Below are 20,373 nucleotides of genomic sequence, written 5' to 3'. Positions count from 1 at the left end.
GTAACCTCCTAAAGTGAATAGGCTTTTTTGTTGGCTTGCTCCATCTTGCGACCAAACTGGGCAACAGGGAAGCATAGAGAAAAGTAGAGCAGGGCAGCGCCTAGAAAGGCTGGAATGTAGTTTCCGTTAAGAGCTGACCAAGACTTGGTCACAAACATCAAGTCGACTCCAGAGATGATAGCGACTGTAGAGGTATTCTTGATGAGGTTGACGATTTGGTTGGTCAATGGAGGGAGAATGATACGGAAGGCCTGAGGCAAGATAATCAAGCGCATAGCACTGATATAGGTGAAACCTTGCGACAAGGCGGCCTCCATCTGACCGCTAGGAATAGACCGAATCCCTGAACGGATAACCTCAGCGATATAAGCACCGTGATAGAGTCCCACGCAGAGTACAGCCGTCCAATAAATTGGAATCATGATGGTGTGGTCACTGATAAGAGGTAGGCCGTAAAAAACGATGACAAACTGCACCAAGAGGGGAGTGTTTTGGTAAAATTCGACAAAGATACGAGCCAAAATTCTCAAAATTGGACGTTTACTGGTCGACATAGCTCCGAAGAAGATACCCAAAACCATGGCTAGGATAAAGGATCCAATCGCTAGGGCAAGGGTGAAGAGGAAACCATTGAAAAATTGTCCAAAATCCTGAAAATAGGCTGTCCAAGATGATAAATCTGTCATGGGGTATCCTCCTTATTCTGCAGTATGGCTAGATGGTTTGAGCTTGTAACGGTCATAGAGTTTTTGTAAACTGCCATCCTTACTCCATTTGGTGACCAAGTTATCAAGATAGTTGTTGAGCTCTGTATTTGATTTCTTGGTAACGATACCGTAGTCAGATGGCTTGAAACTATCATCTAGTAGTACTGTGCGTTTGCTGATGTAGCCAGACAGAATCGAGCGGTCAACGGAAAAAGCATCAATTCGATGAGCGTGAAGGGAAGTAATCAATTCTGGGTAGGAACCAAGTTCGACGAATTTAAAGGTCAAGCCTTTCTTTTTACCCAGTTCGGTAATCAGGCGTTGAGTAATGGAACCTTGGGCAACGCCGATGGTTTTACCGTTTAGGTCCTCAATGCTTTTGATTTTGGCAGACTTATTGACCAAAAAGCCAGAAGCGTCGGTGTAGTAAGGGCTGGTGAAGTTGTAGAGTTTTTTTCGTTCGTCTGTGATGGTAAAGGTCGCTATATCCATATCGACCTGTTCATTGTCTAGAAGGGGACCGCGAGTTTGTGCTGTAACCGGCGCATAGCGAATTTTGACCTTGAGCTCATCAGCTACCATCTTGGCCAAGTCGGTTTCGATACCAGAATAGGTCCCTGTCTTGGGATCCTTGTAGCCAAAATTGGGAACGTCTTGTTTCACACCAACAACCAGCTCGCCTCTCTTTTGAATGTCTGCGACAGTGGTATCAGCCTGAACTGGTTTTGCAGCAGCAAGGCCGAAAAGGCTAATCAATATTGCTGATAAAAAGAATTTCTTTTTCATAGGAGCCTCCTTATTTGACTTTGTCACTTTCGTGGTTGATGATTTTGCTGAGAAATTGTTGGGCACGAGGTTCGCTTGGATTGTCGAAAAAGTCATCAACATCTGTCGTATCCACCAAAACTTCTCCGTCAGCCATAAAGATGATGCGGTCAGCAACTTCACGTGCAAAGCCCATTTCATGGGTAACGACAATCATATTCATACCATCGTGGGCCAATTTTTGCATAACTGCTAGAACGTCTCCAATGGTTTCTGGGTCGAGGGCAGATGTTGGCTCATCAAATAGGAGGAGCTCAGGATGCATAGCGAGTCCACGTGCGATGGCAATCCGTTGTTTTTGTCCACCAGAAAGCATGGCTGGATAAGAATCTTTCTTGTCCCACATATTTACAAATTCCAGATATTTTTTGGCTGTTTTTTCAGCTTCTTTTTTATCAATTCCTAGAACTTTTATGGGTGCTAGTGTTACGTTTTCTAACACTGTTTTGTGAGGATAGAGGTTAAAATGTTGGAAAACCATGCCGACTTCCTTACGAAGAGGCACCAAATCTTTTTGACTGGCACCAGCAACTTGGTGACCATTTACTAGAAGACTTCCTTTGTCTACAGCCTCTAAACCATTGATGGTGCGGATAAGAGTGGACTTCCCAGAACCAGAAGGGCCTAGGAGTACAACGACTTGCCCCTTTTCAAAACGGAGATTGATGTCGCGGAGTGCGTGGTAGTCTCCGTAATATTTTTCGACGTGTTCAAATTCTACTAAAGCCATAAGGAATCTCCTTTGTGTTAGATTTTATAACATGATTCTACACCAAAAAATTTTTCTTGTCAAATCATATCAGAAAAAAATTAGTAAAATTTTTGTAGAAAGCAATCAGGATAGAGAAAAAGCCTAAATCATGTTATAATGAAGCAATAGAATTCTTAGAAAGAGTGGATGTCTTTTTGATAACACCTACTTATGAATGGCAGTTTGCCCCGCAGGTAGAAGATGCGGATTTTACAAAGATAGCCAAGAAGGCTGGACTGGGTCCTGAGGTGGCTCGGTTATTATTTGAAAGAGGGATTCAGAACCAAGAAAGTCTGAAGAAGTTTTTAGAACCTTCCTTGGAGGACTTGCACGACCCTTATCTGCTCCATGATATGGACAAGGCAGTAGAACGGATTCGTCAGGCCATTGAAGAAGGGGAAAATATCCTCGTTTACGGTGATTATGATGCGGATGGTATGACTTCGGCTTCGATTGTTAAGGAAAGTTTGGAACAGCTTGGTGCCGAGTGCCGGGTTTATCTTCCCAATCGTTTTACCGACGGTTATGGACCTAATGCCAGTGTTTATAAATATTTTATCGAGCAAGAAGGAATTTCCTTGATTGTGACGGTGGATAATGGGGTTGCGGGTCACGAGGCCATTGAACTGGCCCAGTCTATGGGAGTAGATGTCATTGTGACTGACCACCATTCTATGCCTGAAACCTTACCAGATGCCTATGCTATTGTCCATCCTGAACATCCTGATGCGGACTATCCTTTCAAATATTTGGCTGGTTGCGGAGTGGCTTTCAAGTTGGCTTGTGCCCTGTTAGAAGAAGTGCAAGTGGAATTGCTTGATTTGGTCGCTATTGGTACCATTGCAGATATGGTGAGTTTGACGGATGAGAACCGTATCTTGGTTCAGTATGGTCTGGAAATGTTGGGCCATACTCAGCGCATTGGTCTGCAAGGAATGCTGGACATGGCTGGGATTGCTGTCAACGAAGTAACAGAAGAAACGGTTGGTTTCCAGATTGCCCCTCGTTTGAATGCCTTGGGCCGCTTGGATGATCCTAATCCTGCCATTGATTTGCTGACTGGCTTTGATGATGAGGAAGCGCATGAGATTGCCCTCATGATTCATCAGAAAAACGAAGAGCGCAAGGAAATCGTCCAGTCTATTTATGAAGAAGCTAAGACCATGGTGGACCCTGAGAAGAAGGTCCAAGTCTTGGCTAAGGAAGGTTGGAATCCTGGGGTTCTAGGAATTGTGGCTGGTCGTTTGTTGGAAGAACTAGGGCAGACAGTCATCGTTCTCAATATAGAAGACGGTCGTGCCAAGGGCAGTGCTCGTAGTGTGGAAGCGGTCGATATTTTTGAAGCCCTGGATCCTCATCGAGACCTCTTCATCGCCTTTGGTGGCCATGCTGGTGCGGCAGGAATGACGCTAGAAGTGGAGAAACTCTCAGATTTATCTCAGGTTTTGGAAGATTATGTCCGTGAAAAAGGAGCAGATGCTGCTGGCAAGAACAAGTTAAATCTAGATGAAGAACTGGATTTGGAGACACTTAGCTTGGAAACGGTCAAAAGTTTTGAACGTTTGGCACCTTTTGGCATGGACAATCAGAAACCTGTCTTTTATATCAAGGATTTTCAGGTCGAAAGTGCCCGTACTATGGGGGCAGGCAATGCCCATCTCAAGCTGAAAATTTCCAAGGGGGAGACGAGTTTTGAAGTGGTAGCCTTTGGCCAAGGCAGATGGGCGACAGAATTTGCTCAAACTAAGAATCTAGAGTTGGCAGTCAAATTGTCTGTCAACCAATGGAATGGCCAAACTGCCCTCCAGTTGATGATGGTGGATGCGCGTGTGGAGGGTGTTCAACTTTTTAACATCCGTGGGAAGAATGCAGTCTTGCCAGAAGGGGTTCCAGTCTTGGATTTTGCTGGAGAACTGCCAAATCTGGCGGATAGTGAAGCTGTTATCGTAAAAACAGTTCCTGAGGATATTACTCAGCTGAAGACCATTTTTCAGGAACAGAATTTCTCTGCTGTCTATTTCAAAAATGACATTGATAAGGCCTACTATCTGACAGGTTATGGTACTAGAGAGCAGTTTGCCAAATTGTACAAGACCATTTACCAGTTTCCAGAGTTTGATATTCGCTATAAGTTGAAAGATTTAGCTGCTTATCTCAATATTCAACAAATCTTGCTGGTCAAGATGATTCAAGTATTTGAAGAGTTGGGCTTTGTGACAATCAAAGATGGTGTGATGACAGTCAATAAAGAGGCTCCAAAGCGGGAGATAGGAGAAAGTCAAATTTACCAAAATCTCAAACAAACCGTCAAAGACCAAGAAATGATGGCACTAGGAACTGTGCAAGAAATTTATGACTTTTTAATGGAAAAAGAGTAGATCATAGGAAAGAGTTGGGAAACCAGCTCTTTTTTGAAAACAAATCTTCATTTTGAAAATCATTAAAAAAATGGTATAATGGTAGGAAAAGATTCGGCTAAAAGTAGTGCTTTTAGAATAAGAGGGTAAGCAACCCTATAATCAAGATAAACTAAGCTTTCGGAGGAAAAATGAGTAATATCAGTTTAACAACACTTGGTGGTGTACGTGAAAATGGGAAAAATATGTATATCGCTGAAATCGATGGGTCTATTTTCGTATTGGATGCAGGTCTGAAATACCCTGAAAATGAACAACTAGGGGTGGACGTAGTGATTCCAAATATGGACTACCTTTTTGAAAATAGCGATCGTATCGCAGGAGTCTTCTTGACCCACGGCCATGCGGATGCCATTGGTGCTCTGCCTTATCTCTTAGCTGAAGCCAAGGTACCTGTATTTGGCTCTGAATTGACCATTGAGTTGGCCAAACTCTTTGTCAAAGGGAATGATACGGTTAAGAAATTCAATGATTTCCACGTTATTGATGAAGATACAGAGATTGATTTTGGTGCAACCATTGTTTCATTCTTCCGTACGACTCACTCTATTCCAGAAAGTTTAGGGATTGTCCTTAAAACTTCTGAGGGAAGCATCGTCTATACAGGAGATTTTAAATTTGACCAGACGGCTAGTGAATCCTATGCCACAGACTTTGCTCGTTTGGCAGAAATTGGTCGTGACGGAGTTCTAGCTCTTCTCAGTGATTCAGCCAATGCGGATAGCAATATCCAAGTGGCTAGTGAAAGTGAAGTTGGGGATGAAATCACCCAAACCATTGCGGACTGGGAGGGACGTATTATCGTCGCAGCAGTAGCCAGCAACCTCTCTCGTATCCAGCAGGTGTTTGACGCTGCGGATGCAACAGGTCGTCGTGTGGTCTTGACAGGATTCGATATTGAAAATATCGTCCGTACTGCTATTCGCCTTAAGAAATTGTCTCTAGCTAACGAGAGTCTTTTGATTAAGCCAAAAGATATGTCTCGCTTTGAAGACCATGAGTTGATTATCCTTGAGACAGGTCGTATGGGTGAGCCAATCAATGGTCTTCGCAAGATGTCGATTGGTCGCCACCGTTATGTGGAAATCAAGGACGGTGACTTAGTCTATATCGTAACGACTCCGTCTATCGCCAAGGAAGCAGTCATGGCGCGTGTGGAAAACATGATTTACCAAGCTGGCGGTGTTGTCAAACTGATCACTCAAAGCTTGCGTGTATCAGGTCATGGAAATGCGCGTGATCTTCAATTGATGATCAACCTTTTGCAACCTAAGTATCTCTTCCCGATTCAAGGGGAATACCGCGAGTTGGATGCCCATGCTAAGGCTGCTATGGCAGTTGGGATGTTGCCAGAATGTATTTTCATCCCTAAAAAGGGAACCAGTATGGCTTATGAGAATGGAGACTTTGTCCCAGCTGGCGCAGTTTCGGCAGGCGATGTCTTGATTGACGGAAATGCCATTGGTGATGTTGGTAATGTAGTCCTTCGTGACCGCAAGGTCTTGTCAGAGGACGGTATTTTCATCGTAGCAATTACAGTTAATCGTCGTGAGAAGAAAATCGTGGCCAAGGCTCGTGTTCATACGCGCGGGTTTGTTTATCTCAAGAAGAGTCGCGATATTCTCCGTGAAAGTTCAGAATTGATTAACCAAACGGTAGAAGATTATCTTCAAGGAGATGACTTTGATTGGGCAGATCTTAAAGGGAAGGTTCGTGATAATCTGACCAAGTATCTCTTTGACCAAACCAAACGTCGTCCAGCTATTTTACCAGTAGTCATGGAAGCGAAATAATCGTTGAAATAAACAGAGAGAAAGTCGAGTTTCGGCTTTTTCTTATAGAAAAATAGAGGAAAAATTATGGCAGTAATGAAAATCGAGTATTACTCACAAGTTTTGGATATGGAGTGGGGAGTGAATGTTCTCTACCCTGATGCCAATCGAGTGGAAGAACCAGAGTGTACAGATATCCCTGTCTTGTACCTTTTGCATGGGATGTCTGGCAATCATAATAGTTGGCTCAAGCGAACCAATGTAGAACGCTTACTTCGAGGAACCAATCTCATCGTTGTTATGCCCAATACCAGCAACGGTTGGTATACCGATACCCAATATGGTTTTGACTACTACACGGCTCTAGCAGAGGAATTGCCACAGGTTCTGAAACGCTTCTTCCCTAATATGACTAGTAAGCGTGAAAAGACCTTTATTGCTGGTCTCTCCATGGGAGGCTATGGCTGCTTCAAACTGGCTCTTGCTACAAATCGTTTTTCTCACGCAGCTAGTTTTTCAGGTGCCCTTAGTTTTCAAGATTTTTCTCCTGAAAGCCAAGATTTGGGAACACCAGCTTATTGGAGGGGTGTGTTTGGAGAAATTAAAGACTGGACAACTAGTCCCTATTCTCTAGAAAGTCTGGCTAAAAAATCGGATAAAAAGACCAAGCTTTGGGCTTGGTGTGGTGAACAGGATTTCTTGTATGCAGCCAATAATCTGGCAGTGAAAAACCTCAAAAAACTGGGCTTTGATGTGACCTATAGCCATAGTGCTGGAACTCACGAATGGTACTACTGGGAAAAACAATTGGAACGGTTCTTGACAACCCTACCAATCGAATTCAAATTAGAGGAGAGATTGTCATAATTTAGCTTTCTTTCAGCTTGTTTTAGTAAAATAGACTTTATTTGCTAGAAAGGTGGAGAGACATGCGCTGGCTTTTTCGTTTGATAGGTGCTTTCTTTTCTTTTATTTGGCGTTTGTTTTGGCGCCTGGTTTGGATAGTTGTGCTCTTATGTGCGCTTGCTTTCGGACTTCTCTGGTATCTGAACGGGGATCTTCAAGGAGCGCTAAAGCAAGCAGAGCGGTCAGTCAAGATTGGTCAACAAAGTATTGACCAATGGGAAAAAACAGGGCAACTGCCTAAGTTGAACCAGACAGATAGCCACCAACACTCTGAAGGAAGGTGGCCTCAGGACTCTGCTCGTATTTACTTGGATCCACAGATGGATTCACGCTTTCAAGAAGCTTATGTAGAAGCAATCCAGAATTGGAATCAAACTGGTGCTTTTAACTTTGAAATTGTCACTGAGTCCAGCAAGGCAGATATCTTGGCTACGGAGATGAACGACGGAAACACTCCTGTGGCAGGAGAAGCGGAAAGCCAGACCAATCTTTTGACGGGGCAATTCTTATCCGTAACAGTGCGTCTGAATCATTATTATTTGTCCAATCCAGACTATGGTTATTCCTATGAGCGCATTGTCCATACTGCAGAACATGAGTTGGGGCATGCGATCGGCTTGGACCATACAGATGAGAAGTCTGTCATGCAACCAGCTGGTTCTTTTTACGGTATTCAGAAAGAGGATGTTGCAAACCTTCGAAAAATATATGAGACCAATGAGTAGGGGACTATCTTTCCCTGCTTTTTTGCTATAATGGAACTATGAACAACTTGATTAAATCAAAACTAGAGCTCTTGCCGACCAGCCCTGGTTGCTATATTCACAAGGATAAAAACGGCACCATTATCTATGTAGGAAAGGCTAAAAATCTGCGTAATCGCGTGCGGTCCTATTTTCGTGGAAGTCACGATACTAAGACGGAAGCTCTGGTGTCTGAGATTGTGGATTTTGAATTTATCGTCACTGAGTCCAATATCGAAGCGCTTCTCCTAGAAATTAACCTCATCAAGGAAAATAAGCCCAAGTACAATATCATGCTCAAGGATGACAAGTCCTATCCCTTCATCAAAATCACCAATGAGCGCTATCCTCGTTTGATTATCACCCGTCAGGTCAAGAAGGACGGAGGACTCTACTTTGGTCCCTATCCAGATGTGGGAGCTGCTAATGAAATCAAGCGACTGTTGGATCGGATTTTTCCATTTCGTAAGTGTACCAATCCACCGTCTAAGGTCTGTTTTTATTACCATATCGGCCAATGTATGGCCCACACCATCTGTAAGAAAGATGAGGCTTATTTCAAGTCTATGGCTCAGGAGGTTTCTGATTTCCTAAAGGGACAGGATGACAAAATCATCGATGACCTCAAGGGCAAGATGGTAAGTGCTGCCCAGACTATGGAATTTGAACGTGCGGCGGAATACCGTGACCTGATTCAGGCCATTGGAACACTTCGGACCAAGCAACGGGTCATGGCGAAAGATTTGCAAAATCGGGACGTCTTTGGTTACTATGTGGATAAGGGCTGGATGTGTGTTCAGGTTTTCTTTGTCCGTCAGGGCAAGCTTATCGAGCGGGATGTCAATCTTTTCCCCTATTACAATGATCCGGATGAGGACTTCTTGACCTATGTAGGACAATTCTATCAAGAAAAATCTCACCTGGTTCCCAATGAGGTTTTGATTCCGCAGGATATTGATGAAGAAGCCGTTAAGGCTTTGGTGGATTCCAAGATTCTCAAACCCCAGCGTGGAGAGAAAAAACAACTGGTCAATCTAGCTATAAAAAATGCCCGTGTTAGTCTGGAGCAGAAGTTCAATCTGCTAGAGAAATCTGTTGAAAAGACCCAAGGAGCTATTGAAAATCTGGGACGCTTGCTTCAAATTCCGACCCCAGTCCGTATCGAATCCTTCGATAACTCTAATATCATGGGGACAAGTCCTGTTTCAGCTATGGTGGTCTTTGTCAATGGAAAACCTAGTAAGAAAGATTACCGTAAGTATAAAATCAAGACCGTAGTCGGGCCAGACGACTATGCCAGTATGAGAGAAGTCATTCGCAGGCGCTATGGTCGAGTACAGCGTGACGGTTTGACTCCTCCAGATTTGATTGTCATCGATGGGGGACAAGGTCAGGTCAATATCGCCAAGCAAGTCATCCAAGAAGAGCTGGGTTTGGACATTCCAATTGCAGGTCTGCAAAAGAATGACAAGCACCAAACCCATGAATTACTTTTTGGTGATCCGCTTGAGGTGGTGGAGTTGTCTCGCAATTCTCAGGAGTTTTTCCTCCTCCAACGCATTCAAGATGAGGTCCACCGATTTGCCATTACTTTCCATCGCCAACTGCGCTCCAAAAATTCCTTTTCATCACAATTGGATGGCATTGACGGTCTAGGACCTAAACGCAAGCAAAATCTCATGAAGCATTTCAAGTCTCTCACTAAAATCAAGGAAGCCAGTGTGGATGAGATTGTCGAAGTTGGAGTACCAAGAGCAGTAGCAGAGGCTGTGCAAAGAAAGTTGAACCCGCAGGAAGAAAAGGAATTATCTCAAGTTGCTGAACAAGGAATAATAGAATGGAGAAAAAATGAGTAAAATAAGCAATAAAATATTAGGGACAGTATATGTAATTTCTTATCTCTGCCTTCTTTATTGTCTGTGGATTTGGAATGGACCAATTTTTCTTTTTTTGACGGTTATCTTATTTGGTTTTCCCTTGTTGATAATAGCCCTTCCTTTGTTAGGTTTATGGATATTTACAAAATTGAAATCCCAGATTTTAATTGGTTATATATCGAGTTTATTGAACAGCTATTATCTGTATTTGGTACTTAAAAATTTTCATTTAGAACGAATTACAGATACAGCAGGCCATAAAATTGCTTTATCGTCCGGGCTATCTGTTGCAATTATCATTTTTGATGTGATACTTTTATCAGTTGCTACCTTAGGTTTTTATAAAAATTATATTTTGGTTTTTAAAAAAGAATAATTTGGACCAAGAGATACTATGAAAAATCCCTGCAAGCTCTTTCAAATTATGGTAGAACGGAAGCAGTAGAATTAGAAAAGGAAATCGCGAGTGAACTATGCTAATCTTGAATTCAATGCACAAGACCAGAGCGACTATTGGTCCTATACTATAAGGTAATTCAGACCAAGTTGCTTTATAGAATAATATAAGGAGGTGCGTTAATGGATAGGCACAAAAAATGGGGTATTATTGCTTTAGTAATCTGTGTAATAGGAGGAATTGTGATGTTTAGTTTGAATCATCAAAAAGAAAAAACATTGGAAGAGAAAATGAGAATCGAACAGGATAGGGTAGCACTATTTGTAGTTAATAGAGTAAAATTAAAAACACAGAATCCGATTGAAACTATAGAATTTATAGAATTCAGAAAAAATGAAACAACAGGAACCTGGCGAATAACACTTGTAATCAATGGAGTGGCAACGATATCCCTATCAGAGGATGCTTTTGGTGATGTTATACGGACATCGGGATATTATTTAGAAGACATGTCTGTTGACGAGACGGATGTTCCTTATACAAAGACAATTGATAATATAAAGATTAGCTATCTAGGGGAAACTAAGGATGACGACTGAGAGAGATTTTAGATATATTGTTGATGATATTTATGCTGTAGATTCTCTTAAAGTGAAAGTTCCTTTAAAAGAAGGGGCAATAGTAGCACAAGGGAAATTTAAAATTATAACACCTCCTGTTGACAACACTTCCAATGGTATGCAGGCGATGGCGGTTGCTCCTGTGGATAAAAATGGGAATGTGGATTATAGTCATGTGGTGATTGCTTATGCAGGGACGAATAAAGATGACATAAAGGATCTTGATACGGATGTACAGTCTTTAGGGCTTGGGAGGGATAAACTACAATCTCGTTCAGGGCTAAATTCTGCGAAAGTAGTAGATTCTCAGTTTGTGACAGCTTTGAATTATGCCAATGTTAATTAAAAAAGCTATTTATGTTATACTATAAGGTAATTAAGATCAAGTTGCTTTATAGAATAATATAAGGAGGTGTGTCAATGAATAGGCACAAAAAATGGGGTATTATTGCTTTAGTAATCTGTATTATAGGAGGAATCGTGATGTTTAGTTTGAATCAACAAAAAGAAAAAACATTGGAAGAGAAAATGAGAATTGAACAGGATAGGATGGCGTTGTACTTAGTTAATCATTATGAGGGAATCAATGAAATAGAATTTAATGATGTAGAAAATAATGCTACAACAGGTTCAAGAACTGCGTTATTAACTCTAAATAAAGAACTTGAAATGGAAATTACTTTCTTTAAATTTAATGATAAAACTGACAATTATGTAATTAGTTGGAATAAAAGATTAAATTTACAAGAAAAAAATGAAATCACTAATCAACAAACAATAGATAATATTAAAGTGAAATATTGGAGCAAGTGATGAAAATAACAGATAAAAATTATAATGATATTGTCGATGGAGTTTATAATGTTGATGCAGGAAAAGTAAAACGACCTTGGAGAGACGATAAGATTTTTAAATCAGATGGACAAACTTTTCGAGTTCTTAGTACAAAAGACAACACCTCTAACGGTATGCAAGCTATGGCAGTTGCTCCTGTGGATAAAAATGGGAATGTGGATTATAGTCATGTAGTGATTGCCTATGCAGGGACGAATAAAGATGACATAAAGGATCTTGGTACGGATGTACAGTCTTTATGGCTTGGGAGGGATAAACTACAGTCTCGTTCAGGACTAAATTCTGCGAAAGTAGTAGATTCTCAGTTTGTGACAGCTTTGAATTATGTCAATGTTAATTAAAAAAGCCATTTATGTTATACTATAAGGTAATTCAGACCAAGTTGCTTTATAGAATAATATAAGGAGGTGTGTCAATGAATAGGCACAAAAAATGGGGTATTATTGCTTTAGTAATCTGTATTATAGGAGGAATCGTGATGTTTAGTTTAAATCACCCAAAAGAAAAAACGTTGGAAGAGAAAATGAGAATCGAACAGGATAGGGTAGCAAAGTTTTTAGTAAGTAACTATGATTTAGCTGATGGACAAAAGATTGAGAGAGTGGAGTTTGTTGAATTTCAAAAAAATGAAAGTACGGGGAGTTGGAGGATTACTGCTAAAGTAAATGGTCAATATGATATATCTGTCAAAATAGATTCTTTAAATGAGAATGGGAAAATAAGAAGTTCTAATTATTCACCAACAGAATTCATAAAGAGAGAACACAAAGAAGAAGCTGGGTATGATATAGCAGTAAAAATTATCTACTTAGAGGAGAGATAACTATATGGTTACAGAAGAAGATTATAGATATATAGTAGACGATGTTTACTCTGGTAAGGTGAGTAATCCTATTCAGGAGGGACGATTAGTTGCAAACGATCGGTTTAAAGTAATCTCTAACCCCATAGACAACACCTCCAACGGTATGCAGGCGATGGCGGTTGCTCCTGTGGATAAAAATGGGAATGTGGATTATAGTCATGTAGTGATTGCTTATGCTGGGACGAATAAAGATGATCGACTTGACATCCAAACAGATATCCAATCAATAGGATTTGGTGATAGACAGGTGTTGTCGGATTTTAAAACGAAGACATTTAGAAAATCTCAATTTCAAACGGCTTTGAGTTTCGCGGAAGAAATCGAAAAAACTTATCCCTCTGCTAAAATCACAACTGCGGGGCATTCGCTTGGAGAGTCTCTGGCTATGTATGTCGCTTTGAAGCGAGGTTATGCCAATGTTGGGTATAACGGACCAGATATTCATAACTTGATTTCGAAAGAAGAAATCAAGCACATGCAAGAACATCCAGAACAATTTCGCAATTACCGTCATAAGTATGATGTTATTGGCAATATTACGGGAAATACGACTCAAACAGCCATCTATCCCTATATCTATCCTGCAAAAGATAACTGGGGTGACAAGTTAGAATATCATAACTTGTCCCAGTGGCGATTTGATGAGAATGGCCAGCTAGTTGATTTGGACGGAAAGCGAGTTACGAATCTCAAAGTAACGGTACTAGCAGAAGCAACAGCGGGTATGTACCGCTACCAAAAAATTAAAAGCTACCTCTCGGCAGATGGTTTGTCAAGTAGGGAAGAGATATACTTGGATAGCTTGCAGGGAATGGCTCTAGGGGAAGGGATGTCTAATGCAGCTCGAGCTGGTGCAGACGATATTAAGCACCTTCAAGAGGAGGTGGTGTCAAAAGCACAAGAACTATGGAATCAGCTTGACTTTAGTAGTTTCCGATACCTGAGTTATGATGAAGTCCTATCGACTTTTGCGTCTGCGGGTGTGACTCGGGATACGATTGTCGGTTCAGTTGAGCAAGATTTTGAGCAAATGAACCAAAAAGCTGAAAAACTAGCCACAGAATTTGATACCCTTAACCAACAGATTATCCAAGTCATTGAGAATAAACTAGCCACAGATAAGGAATTGGCAGGAGAATTTAGAAAATGGAACAGTCGGATTTAGTCTTCCAAAAGTTAAAAGCAAAAGAAAAAGAGTATTATGATTTGGAAGATGAATATCTAAAGCAGAAAGCAACTTTTACAAATCAACGCAATGAACTCTATGAACGTCGAGACCGCCTTGCCCGAATCGTAGAAGACGAAGCTGGTAAGATGACTGCTTTTCTTCAAAAAGGACAATATAGTTACCAAGATGGAGAACAGTTTTATAGGAGTTTACAACAATTGATGGAGGATTCTCAGTTTGTGTGTAGGCATAGAGAAGATGAATTGCAGTATCAAGAGGATTTGTTAAACAGAGATTATCGTAAAAAGCAAGATGAGTTAGAACAGACAATCGGAGATTTAAGGAGGTCATATGCTCGCGCCATTAAATGAATATTATACAGATGAAGAATATGAATTTGCTTTACGTCAGATGTATCGTATGATGGAGAGGAACAGAATCTATACAATGGCGACAGTAATCCTAAAGAAAAAAAATTCTTTGCAAACAGATTATAAAGAAAAAGTGAGAGAAAGTGCGGAGGAGACAAAAGTCGCTATTGGGAAAATAAAATCACAGATGGATTCGGCTATAAAAGGTCAGGTAAAGAAAAAGTTGGAAGAAGTGACAACGGAGAAGCTATCTCAGTATGATTCCATTTGCTAATTTTATAGTGAGTAACTAGAATAATTGCTACAAACTGCATAGAGCAGTTTTTTTGCTATTACTTTTCCTATGAAAAATCCCTGCAAGCTCTTTCAAAATATGGTAAAATGGAAGCAGTAGAATTAGAAAAGGAAATCGATTATGAAATTTCTTGAATTAAATAAAAAACGTCATGCGACCAAGCATTTCACTGATAAGCCAGTTGATCCAAAAGATGTGCGTACGGCTATCGAAATTGCAACCTTGGCACCAAGTGCCCACAACAGCCAGCCATGGAAATTTGTAGTGGTTCGTGAGAAAAATGCTGAACTGGCAAAGTTGGCTTACGGTTCCAACTTTGAGCAGGTATTATCAGCGCCTGTAACTATTGCCTTGTTTACAGACACAGATTTGGCTAAACGTGCTCGTAAGATTGCCCGAGTTGGTGGTGCTAACAATTTCTCAGAAGAACAACTTCAATACTTTATGAAAAATTTGCCTGCTGAATTTGCCCGTTACAATGAACAACAAGTCAGCGACTACCTAGCCCTCAATGCAGGTTTGGTTGCTATGAATTTGGTTCTGGCTCTTACAGACCAAGGAATCGGATCAAATCTGATTCTTGGTTTTGACAAATCAAAAGTCAATGAAGTTTTGGATATCGAAGACCGCTTCCGCCCAGAACTTTTGATTACAGTGGGATACACAGACGAAAAATTGGAACCAAGTTACCGCTTGCCAGTAGATGAAATCATCGAGAAAAGATAGAAAGAAGAAAAAAATGACAACAATTGATTTTACAGCAGAAGTAGAAAAACGCAAAGAAGACCTCTTGGCTGACTTGTTTAGCCTTTTGGAAATCAACTCAGAACGTGATGACAGCAAGGCTGATGCTGAGCATCCATTTGGACCTGGGCCGGTAAAAGCCTTGGAAAAATTCCTTGAAATTGCAGACCGTGATGGCTACCCAACTAAGAATGTTGATAACTACGCAGGACATTTCGAGTTTGGTCAAGGAGAAGAAGTTCTCGGAATCTTTGCCCACATGGACGTAGTGCCTGCTGGTAGCGGTTGGGACACAGACCCTTACACACCAACTATCAAAGATGGTCGTCTTTATGCGCGTGGTTCTTCTGATGACAAGGGACCTACAACAGCTTGTTACTATGGTTTGAAAATCATCAAAGAATTGGGCCTTCCAACTTCTAAAAAAGTTCGCTTCATCGTTGGAACGGACGAAGAATCAGGCTGGGCAGACATGGACTACTACTTTGAGCACGTAGGACTTGCAAAACCAGACTTCGGTTTCTCTCCAGATGCTGAGTTCCCAATCATCAATGGTGAAAAAGGAAACATCACAGAATACCTCCACTTTGCAGGAGAAAACAATGGTGCCGCTCGTCTTCACAGCTTTACAGGTGGTTTGCGTGAAAATATGGTACCAGAATCAGCAACAGCAGTCGTTTCAGGTGATTTGACTGACTTGCAAGCTAAACTAGATGCCTTTGTTGCAGAACACAAACTTAGAGGAGAACTCCAAGAAGAAAACGGTCAGTACAAGGTTACCATCATTGGTAAATCAGCCCACGGTGCTATGCCTGCTTCAGGTGTCAATGGTGCGACTTACCTAGCCCTCTTCCTTAGCCAGTTTAACTTCGCTGGTCCAGCCAAAGACTACCTTGACATCGCTGGTAAAATTCTCTTGAACGACCATGAGGGTGAAAATCTCAAGATTGCTCATGTGGATGAAAAGATGGGTGCTCTTTCTATGAATGCCGGTGTCTTCCGCTTCGATGAAACAAGTGCTGACAATACCATTGCCCTTAACATCCGCTATCCAAAAGGAACAAGTCCAGAACAAATCAAGTCAATCCTTGAAAACTTGCCAGTTGCTTCTGTTAGCTTGTCTGAACACGGTCACACACCTCACTATGTGCCAATGGAAGATCCACTTGTGCAAACCTTGTTGAATGTTTATGAAAAACAAACTGGTCTTAAAGGTCACGAGCAAGTCATCGGTGGTGGAACCTTTGGTCGCTTGCTAGAACGAGGTGTTGCCTATGGTGCCATGTTCCCAGACTCAATTGACACCATGCACCAAGCCAATGAATTTATCGCCTTGGACGATCTCTTCCGAGCTGCAGCAATCTATGCCGAAGCTATTTACGAATTGATCAAATAAAACGATAGAAGTCTGAGATGGTATGCTTAGACTTCTTTTTGGAGGGAAAGTAGATGTCTCAAATTGAAAGAATCAAGCAGGCTATTATGTCAGATCCACAGAATGCCAGCTATACAGAGCGTGGCATTGAGCCTCTCTTTGCAGCGCCAAAGACTGCTCGCATCAATATCATCGGTCAGGCACCTGGACTTAAAACCCAAGAAGCAGGCCTTTACTGGAAAGATAAGAGTGGTGACCGCTTGCGCGACTGGCTAGGTGTGGATGAAGATACCTTTTACAATTCAGGTTATTTTGCTGTTCTGCCTATGGATTTCTACTTTCCAGGGCAAGGAAAGTCAGGAGATTTACCGCCTCGAGCTGGCTTTGCTGAAAAATGGCATCCACAGCTCTTGCAAGAATTACCAGATATTCAATTGACCCTCTTGATTGGGCAATATGCCCAAGCTTACTATTTAAAGGAGAAAGTCAGTGGCAAGGTGACAGAACGGGTAAAACACTACCAGAACTACTTGCCAACCTATTTTCCACTAGTTCACCCCTCGCCGCGAAATCAAATCTGGATGGCCAAAAATCCTTGGTTTGAGTCAGAAGTGGTGCCAGATTTGAAAAAAAGAATTAAAACTATTTTAGGAGAAAAAGAATGAAAGAAACTTCCTTTGACGCATTTTACCAGCTTTACCAAAACGACCAACTTTCTTTAGTGGACGTGAGAGAAGTGGATGAGTTTGAAGCTCTTCATTTAGAAGGTGCTCAGAATCTTCCTCTGAGTCAACTGACTGATACCTATAATCAATTAGACAAGGATCAGTTACATTATGTTATTTGTAAATCTGGAATGAGATCGGCGCGTGCTTGTCAATTTCTAGCTGAACAAGGTTATGAGGTTATCAATGTCCAAGGTGGAATGATGGCTTTTGAAGAACTTTAATATTCAATGAAAATCAAAGAGCAAACTAGGAAGCTAGCCACAGGCTGTACTTGAGTACGGCAAGGTGAAGCTGACGTGGTTTGAAGAGATTTTCGAAGAGTATAAACATTAGAATTTTCTCCTACTTGGCGTGGACTGGGTAGGGGATTTTATTTTTAGACAATTCTCATTTTTGAGAATCTTGAAAACATTCAATATTTACTTCGTGATACTTTTTTCATACTCCTAATCATGGTATACTAGGTCAGTATTTTATAAATATGAAGGAGATTTTCATGGCTAAAAAAGGTGCCCTAACAGGTTTACTCCTGTTTGGAATATTTTTTGGTGCGGGGAACTTGATTTTTCCGCCTTCTCTGGGTGCTCTATCTGGAGAACATTTTCTTCCTGCCATCGCAGGTTTTGTCTTTTCAGGCGTCGGTATCGCCGTCTTGACCCTTATTATTGGAACTCTAAATCCTAAAGGATATATCTACGAGATTTCAACAAAGATAGCGCCTTGGTTTGCGACTCTTTACCTCTCAGTTCTTTACTTGTCAATCGGTCCATTCTTTGCTATCCCGCGTACAGCTACAACAGCTTACGAAGTAGGGATTAGCCCTCTTTTGTCGGATGCAAATAAAGGTCTTGGTTTGATTGTCTTTACAGTTCTGTATTTTGCAGCAGCTTATCTAATTTCGCTTAATCCATCAAAAATCTTAGACCGTATCGGCCGTATTTTAACGCCAGTCTTTGCGATTTTGATTGTTATCTTAGTTGTTTTAGGAGCTTTCAAATATGGTGGAACAAGTCCTCAAGCTGCTTCAGCTGCTTATCAAGCTTCTGCCTTTGGGACAGGTTTCCTAGAAGGTTACAATACCTTGGACGCCCTTGCTTCAGTTGCCTTTAGCGTAATTGCAGTTCAAACCTTGAAACAACTTGGATTTTCAAGTAAGAAAGAATACATTTCAACTATTTGGGTGGTTGGTATCGTTGTTGCCCTTGCCTTCAGCGCTCTTTACATCGGTTTAGGTTTCCTTGGAAATCATTTCCCAGTACCAGCTGAAGCGATGAAGGGTGGAACACCAGGTGTTTACATCTTGTCACAAGCCACTCAAGAAATCTTTGGCTCAACAGCCCAACTCTTCCTTGCAGCTATGGTTACCGTAACCTGCTTCACAACGACTGTTGGTTTGATTGTGTCTACAGCTGAGTTCTTTAATGAACGCTTCCCACAAATCAGCTACAAGGTTTATGCGACAGCCTTTACCTTGATTGGATTTGCCATTGCCAATTTGGGTCTTGATGCGATTATCAAGTACTCAATTCCAGTACTGGTTATCTTGTACCCAATCACGATTGCCATCGTTATGATTGTCATTGTCAACAAATTTGTTGCCCTTTCAAAACCTGGTATGCAATTGACAATTGCTGTGGTTACAGCTATTGCCATTGCAAGCGTACTAGGAAGCTCGTTTAAGGTTGAGTTTCTTGCAAACTTTGTCAACGCTCTTCCTTTTGCTAAAGCATCACTCCCATGGTTGGTACCAGCCATTGTCGGAATCTTGCTCTCATTGGTTCTACCAAACAAGCAAGAAAGCGATGTTTTTGAAATGGAATAATCACTAAAATCACTTTTGTAACCAAGTCTACAGGAGTGATTTTCTTTTTTTATCCGATGATAAATGTGTTATAATAGGTAGCAAAAGAGGTGAAGAAATGAATCAAACAGTAGAATATATCAAAGAACTGACAGCTATTGCATCGCCAACGGGTTTCACTCGGGAGATTGCGGACTATTTAGTCAAGACTCTAGAAGGTTTTGGTTACCAGCCGGTTCGCACAGCTAAGGGTGGTGTCAATGTGACCATCAAAGGTCAAAATGATGAGGAGCATCGCTATGTGACTGCCCATGTGGATACGCTGGGTGCTATTGTCCGTGCTGTCAAATCAGATGGCCGTCTCAAAATGGACCGTATCGGTGGTTTCCCTTGGAACATGATTGAAGGAGAAAACTGTACCGTTCATGTGGCTAGCACAGGTGAAAAAGTATCAGGGACCATCCTCATCCACCAGACTTCTTGCCATGTCTATAAGGATGCAGGAACTGCAGAACGCACGCAGGACAATATGGAAGTGCGTTTGGATGCAAAAGTGACCAATGAAAAAGAAACTCGTGCCTTGGGGATTGAGGTCGGTGATTTTATCAGCCTTGATCCACGAACTGTCGTGACAGAGACAGGTTTTATCAAGTCTCGTCATTTGGATGATAAGGTCAGCGCAGCGATCTTGCTCAATCTCCTTCGTATTTATAAGGAAGAGAAGATTGAATTGCCAGTAACAACCCATTTTGCTTTTTCAGTCTTTGAAGAAGTGGGACATGGGGCTAACTCTAATATTCCTGCTCAGGTAGTAGAATATCTGGCTGTGGATATGGGAGCTATGGGGGATGATCAGCAAACAGACGAATATACAGTATCTATCTGTGTCAAGGATGCTTCTGGACCTTATCACTATGACTTCCGTCAACATTTGGTGACCTTGGCTAAAGAGCAAGATATTCCATTTAAGCTGGATATCTATCCATTTTATGGTTCGGACGCTTCAGCAGCTATGTCTGCAGGGGCAGAAGTCAAACACGCCCTTCTCGGTGCTGGTATCGAGTCTAGCCACTCATATGAGCGCACTCATATTGACTCGGTGGTCGCAACGGAACGTATGGTTGATGCTTATCTTAAGAGCATATTGGTAGACTAA

At 41.4% G+C, this 20,373-nt stretch carries 23 protein-coding genes; 20 read left to right on the top strand and 3 right to left on the bottom strand.

Going from position 1 to position 20,373, the window contains the following annotated elements:
• Positions 1-8: 8 nt before the first annotated feature.
• From KB197_RS08145 to KB197_RS08135, 3 genes are read right to left on the bottom strand one after another with little or no spacing between them, the layout of a single operon-like run.
• Positions 9-686 (bottom strand): amino acid ABC transporter permease, encoded by a 678-nt coding sequence (locus KB197_RS08145; protein WP_212573933.1) that lies wholly within the window; start codon positions 684-686, stop codon positions 9-11.
• A 12-nt stretch (positions 687-698) separates the two neighbouring features.
• On the bottom strand, positions 699-1,493 hold the full coding sequence (locus KB197_RS08140) for a transporter substrate-binding domain-containing protein (protein WP_212573932.1): 795 nt from the start codon (positions 1,491-1,493) through the stop codon (positions 699-701).
• 10 nt (positions 1,494-1,503) lie between these two features.
• Entirely contained in the window at positions 1,504-2,262 is a 759-nt protein-coding gene (locus tag KB197_RS08135) for an amino acid ABC transporter ATP-binding protein (protein ID WP_077805440.1), read from the bottom strand.
• A gap of 176 nt (positions 2,263-2,438) precedes the next feature.
• On the opposite strand from KB197_RS08135, the gene recJ reads away from it, so the two are divergent.
• The 20 genes from recJ to KB197_RS08035 all read left to right on the top strand — a co-directional run bounded on the left by recJ (position 2,439) and on the right by KB197_RS08035 (position 20,373).
• A complete protein-coding gene (recJ, locus tag KB197_RS08130; protein WP_070842652.1) occupies positions 2,439-4,661 on the top strand; it encodes a single-stranded-DNA-specific exonuclease RecJ in 2,223 nt (740 codons plus the stop codon).
• 170 nt (positions 4,662-4,831) lie between these two features.
• On the top strand, positions 4,832-6,493 hold the full coding sequence (locus tag KB197_RS08125; protein WP_212573931.1) for a ribonuclease J: 1,662 nt from the start codon (positions 4,832-4,834) through the stop codon (positions 6,491-6,493).
• Positions 6,494-6,559: 66 nt separating this feature from the next.
• Positions 6,560-7,339: an alpha/beta hydrolase gene (locus tag KB197_RS08120; RefSeq protein ID WP_212573930.1), complete on the top strand. Its 780-nt coding sequence runs from the start codon at positions 6,560-6,562 to the stop codon at positions 7,337-7,339.
• 62 nt (positions 7,340-7,401) lie between these two features.
• Complete coding sequence (locus KB197_RS08115; protein WP_064276313.1) at positions 7,402-8,103, top strand: M57 family metalloprotease; 702 nt, start codon at positions 7,402-7,404, stop codon at positions 8,101-8,103.
• A gap of 38 nt (positions 8,104-8,141) precedes the next feature.
• Positions 8,142-9,977 carry an excinuclease ABC subunit UvrC gene (gene uvrC / locus KB197_RS08110; RefSeq protein ID WP_064276314.1) on the top strand — a complete coding sequence of 612 codons (1,836 nt, stop codon included), beginning with the start codon at positions 8,142-8,144 and terminating at the stop codon, positions 9,975-9,977.
• A complete protein-coding gene (locus tag KB197_RS08105) occupies positions 9,970-10,374 on the top strand; it encodes a hypothetical protein (RefSeq protein WP_049551658.1) in 405 nt (134 codons plus the stop codon). Before uvrC ends, KB197_RS08105 begins: the two co-directional genes overlap by 8 nt.
• 203 nt (positions 10,375-10,577) lie before the next feature.
• Complete coding sequence (locus KB197_RS08100) at positions 10,578-10,994, top strand: hypothetical protein (protein WP_064276315.1); 417 nt, start codon at positions 10,578-10,580, stop codon at positions 10,992-10,994.
• Positions 10,984-11,361 carry a hypothetical protein gene (locus KB197_RS08095; protein ID WP_064276316.1) on the top strand — a complete coding sequence of 126 codons (378 nt, stop codon included), beginning with the start codon at positions 10,984-10,986 and terminating at the stop codon, positions 11,359-11,361. Before KB197_RS08100 ends, KB197_RS08095 begins: the two co-directional genes overlap by 11 nt.
• A 74-nt stretch (positions 11,362-11,435) precedes the next feature.
• On the top strand, positions 11,436-11,828 hold the full coding sequence (locus KB197_RS08090) for a hypothetical protein (RefSeq protein WP_064276317.1): 393 nt from the start codon (positions 11,436-11,438) through the stop codon (positions 11,826-11,828).
• The gene (locus KB197_RS08085) at positions 11,828-12,211 is read left to right on the top strand and encodes a hypothetical protein (protein WP_253170889.1); all 384 of its coding nucleotides are present in this window, start codon (positions 11,828-11,830) and stop codon (positions 12,209-12,211) included. Before KB197_RS08090 ends, KB197_RS08085 begins: the two co-directional genes overlap by 1 nt.
• Positions 12,212-12,285: 74 nt before the next feature.
• Positions 12,286-12,693: a hypothetical protein gene (locus KB197_RS08080; RefSeq protein WP_064276318.1), complete on the top strand. Its 408-nt coding sequence runs from the start codon at positions 12,286-12,288 to the stop codon at positions 12,691-12,693.
• Between the two features lie 4 nt (positions 12,694-12,697).
• On the top strand, positions 12,698-13,900 hold the full coding sequence (locus tag KB197_RS08075) for a triacylglycerol lipase (RefSeq protein WP_212573929.1): 1,203 nt from the start codon (positions 12,698-12,700) through the stop codon (positions 13,898-13,900).
• Complete coding sequence (locus KB197_RS08070) at positions 13,882-14,274, top strand: hypothetical protein (RefSeq protein ID WP_064276320.1); 393 nt, start codon at positions 13,882-13,884, stop codon at positions 14,272-14,274. The genes KB197_RS08075 and KB197_RS08070 overlap by 19 nt, the downstream gene beginning before the upstream one ends.
• On the top strand, positions 14,255-14,548 hold the full coding sequence (locus tag KB197_RS08065) for a hypothetical protein (protein WP_212573928.1): 294 nt from the start codon (positions 14,255-14,257) through the stop codon (positions 14,546-14,548). Before KB197_RS08070 ends, KB197_RS08065 begins: the two co-directional genes overlap by 20 nt.
• Before the next feature lie 141 nt (positions 14,549-14,689).
• Positions 14,690-15,295 (top strand): nitroreductase family protein, encoded by a 606-nt coding sequence (locus KB197_RS08060; protein WP_064276322.1) that lies wholly within the window; start codon positions 14,690-14,692, stop codon positions 15,293-15,295.
• A gap of 13 nt (positions 15,296-15,308) precedes the next feature.
• Positions 15,309-16,709, top strand: coding sequence for a dipeptidase PepV (gene pepV, locus KB197_RS08055; RefSeq protein ID WP_212573927.1), 1,401 nt, complete (start codon positions 15,309-15,311; stop codon positions 16,707-16,709).
• A gap of 53 nt (positions 16,710-16,762) precedes the next feature.
• Positions 16,763-17,353 carry a uracil-DNA glycosylase family protein gene (locus KB197_RS08050; protein ID WP_212573926.1) on the top strand — a complete coding sequence of 197 codons (591 nt, stop codon included), beginning with the start codon at positions 16,763-16,765 and terminating at the stop codon, positions 17,351-17,353.
• Entirely contained in the window at positions 17,350-17,637 is a 288-nt protein-coding gene (locus tag KB197_RS08045) for a rhodanese-like domain-containing protein (RefSeq protein WP_064276325.1), read from the top strand. The genes KB197_RS08050 and KB197_RS08045 overlap by 4 nt, the downstream gene beginning before the upstream one ends.
• Before the next feature lie 275 nt (positions 17,638-17,912).
• Positions 17,913-19,238 carry a branched-chain amino acid transport system II carrier protein gene (gene brnQ / locus KB197_RS08040; RefSeq protein ID WP_064276326.1) on the top strand — a complete coding sequence of 442 codons (1,326 nt, stop codon included), beginning with the start codon at positions 17,913-17,915 and terminating at the stop codon, positions 19,236-19,238.
• 97 nt (positions 19,239-19,335) lie between these two features.
• Complete coding sequence (locus KB197_RS08035; protein ID WP_064276327.1) at positions 19,336-20,373, top strand: M42 family metallopeptidase; 1,038 nt, start codon at positions 19,336-19,338, stop codon at positions 20,371-20,373.

Source organism: Streptococcus sp. 11-4097, assembly GCF_018215285.2.
Lineage (GTDB): Bacteria > Bacillota > Bacilli > Lactobacillales > Streptococcaceae > Streptococcus.
This window is presented reverse-complemented; position numbering and strand designations above follow the sequence as displayed.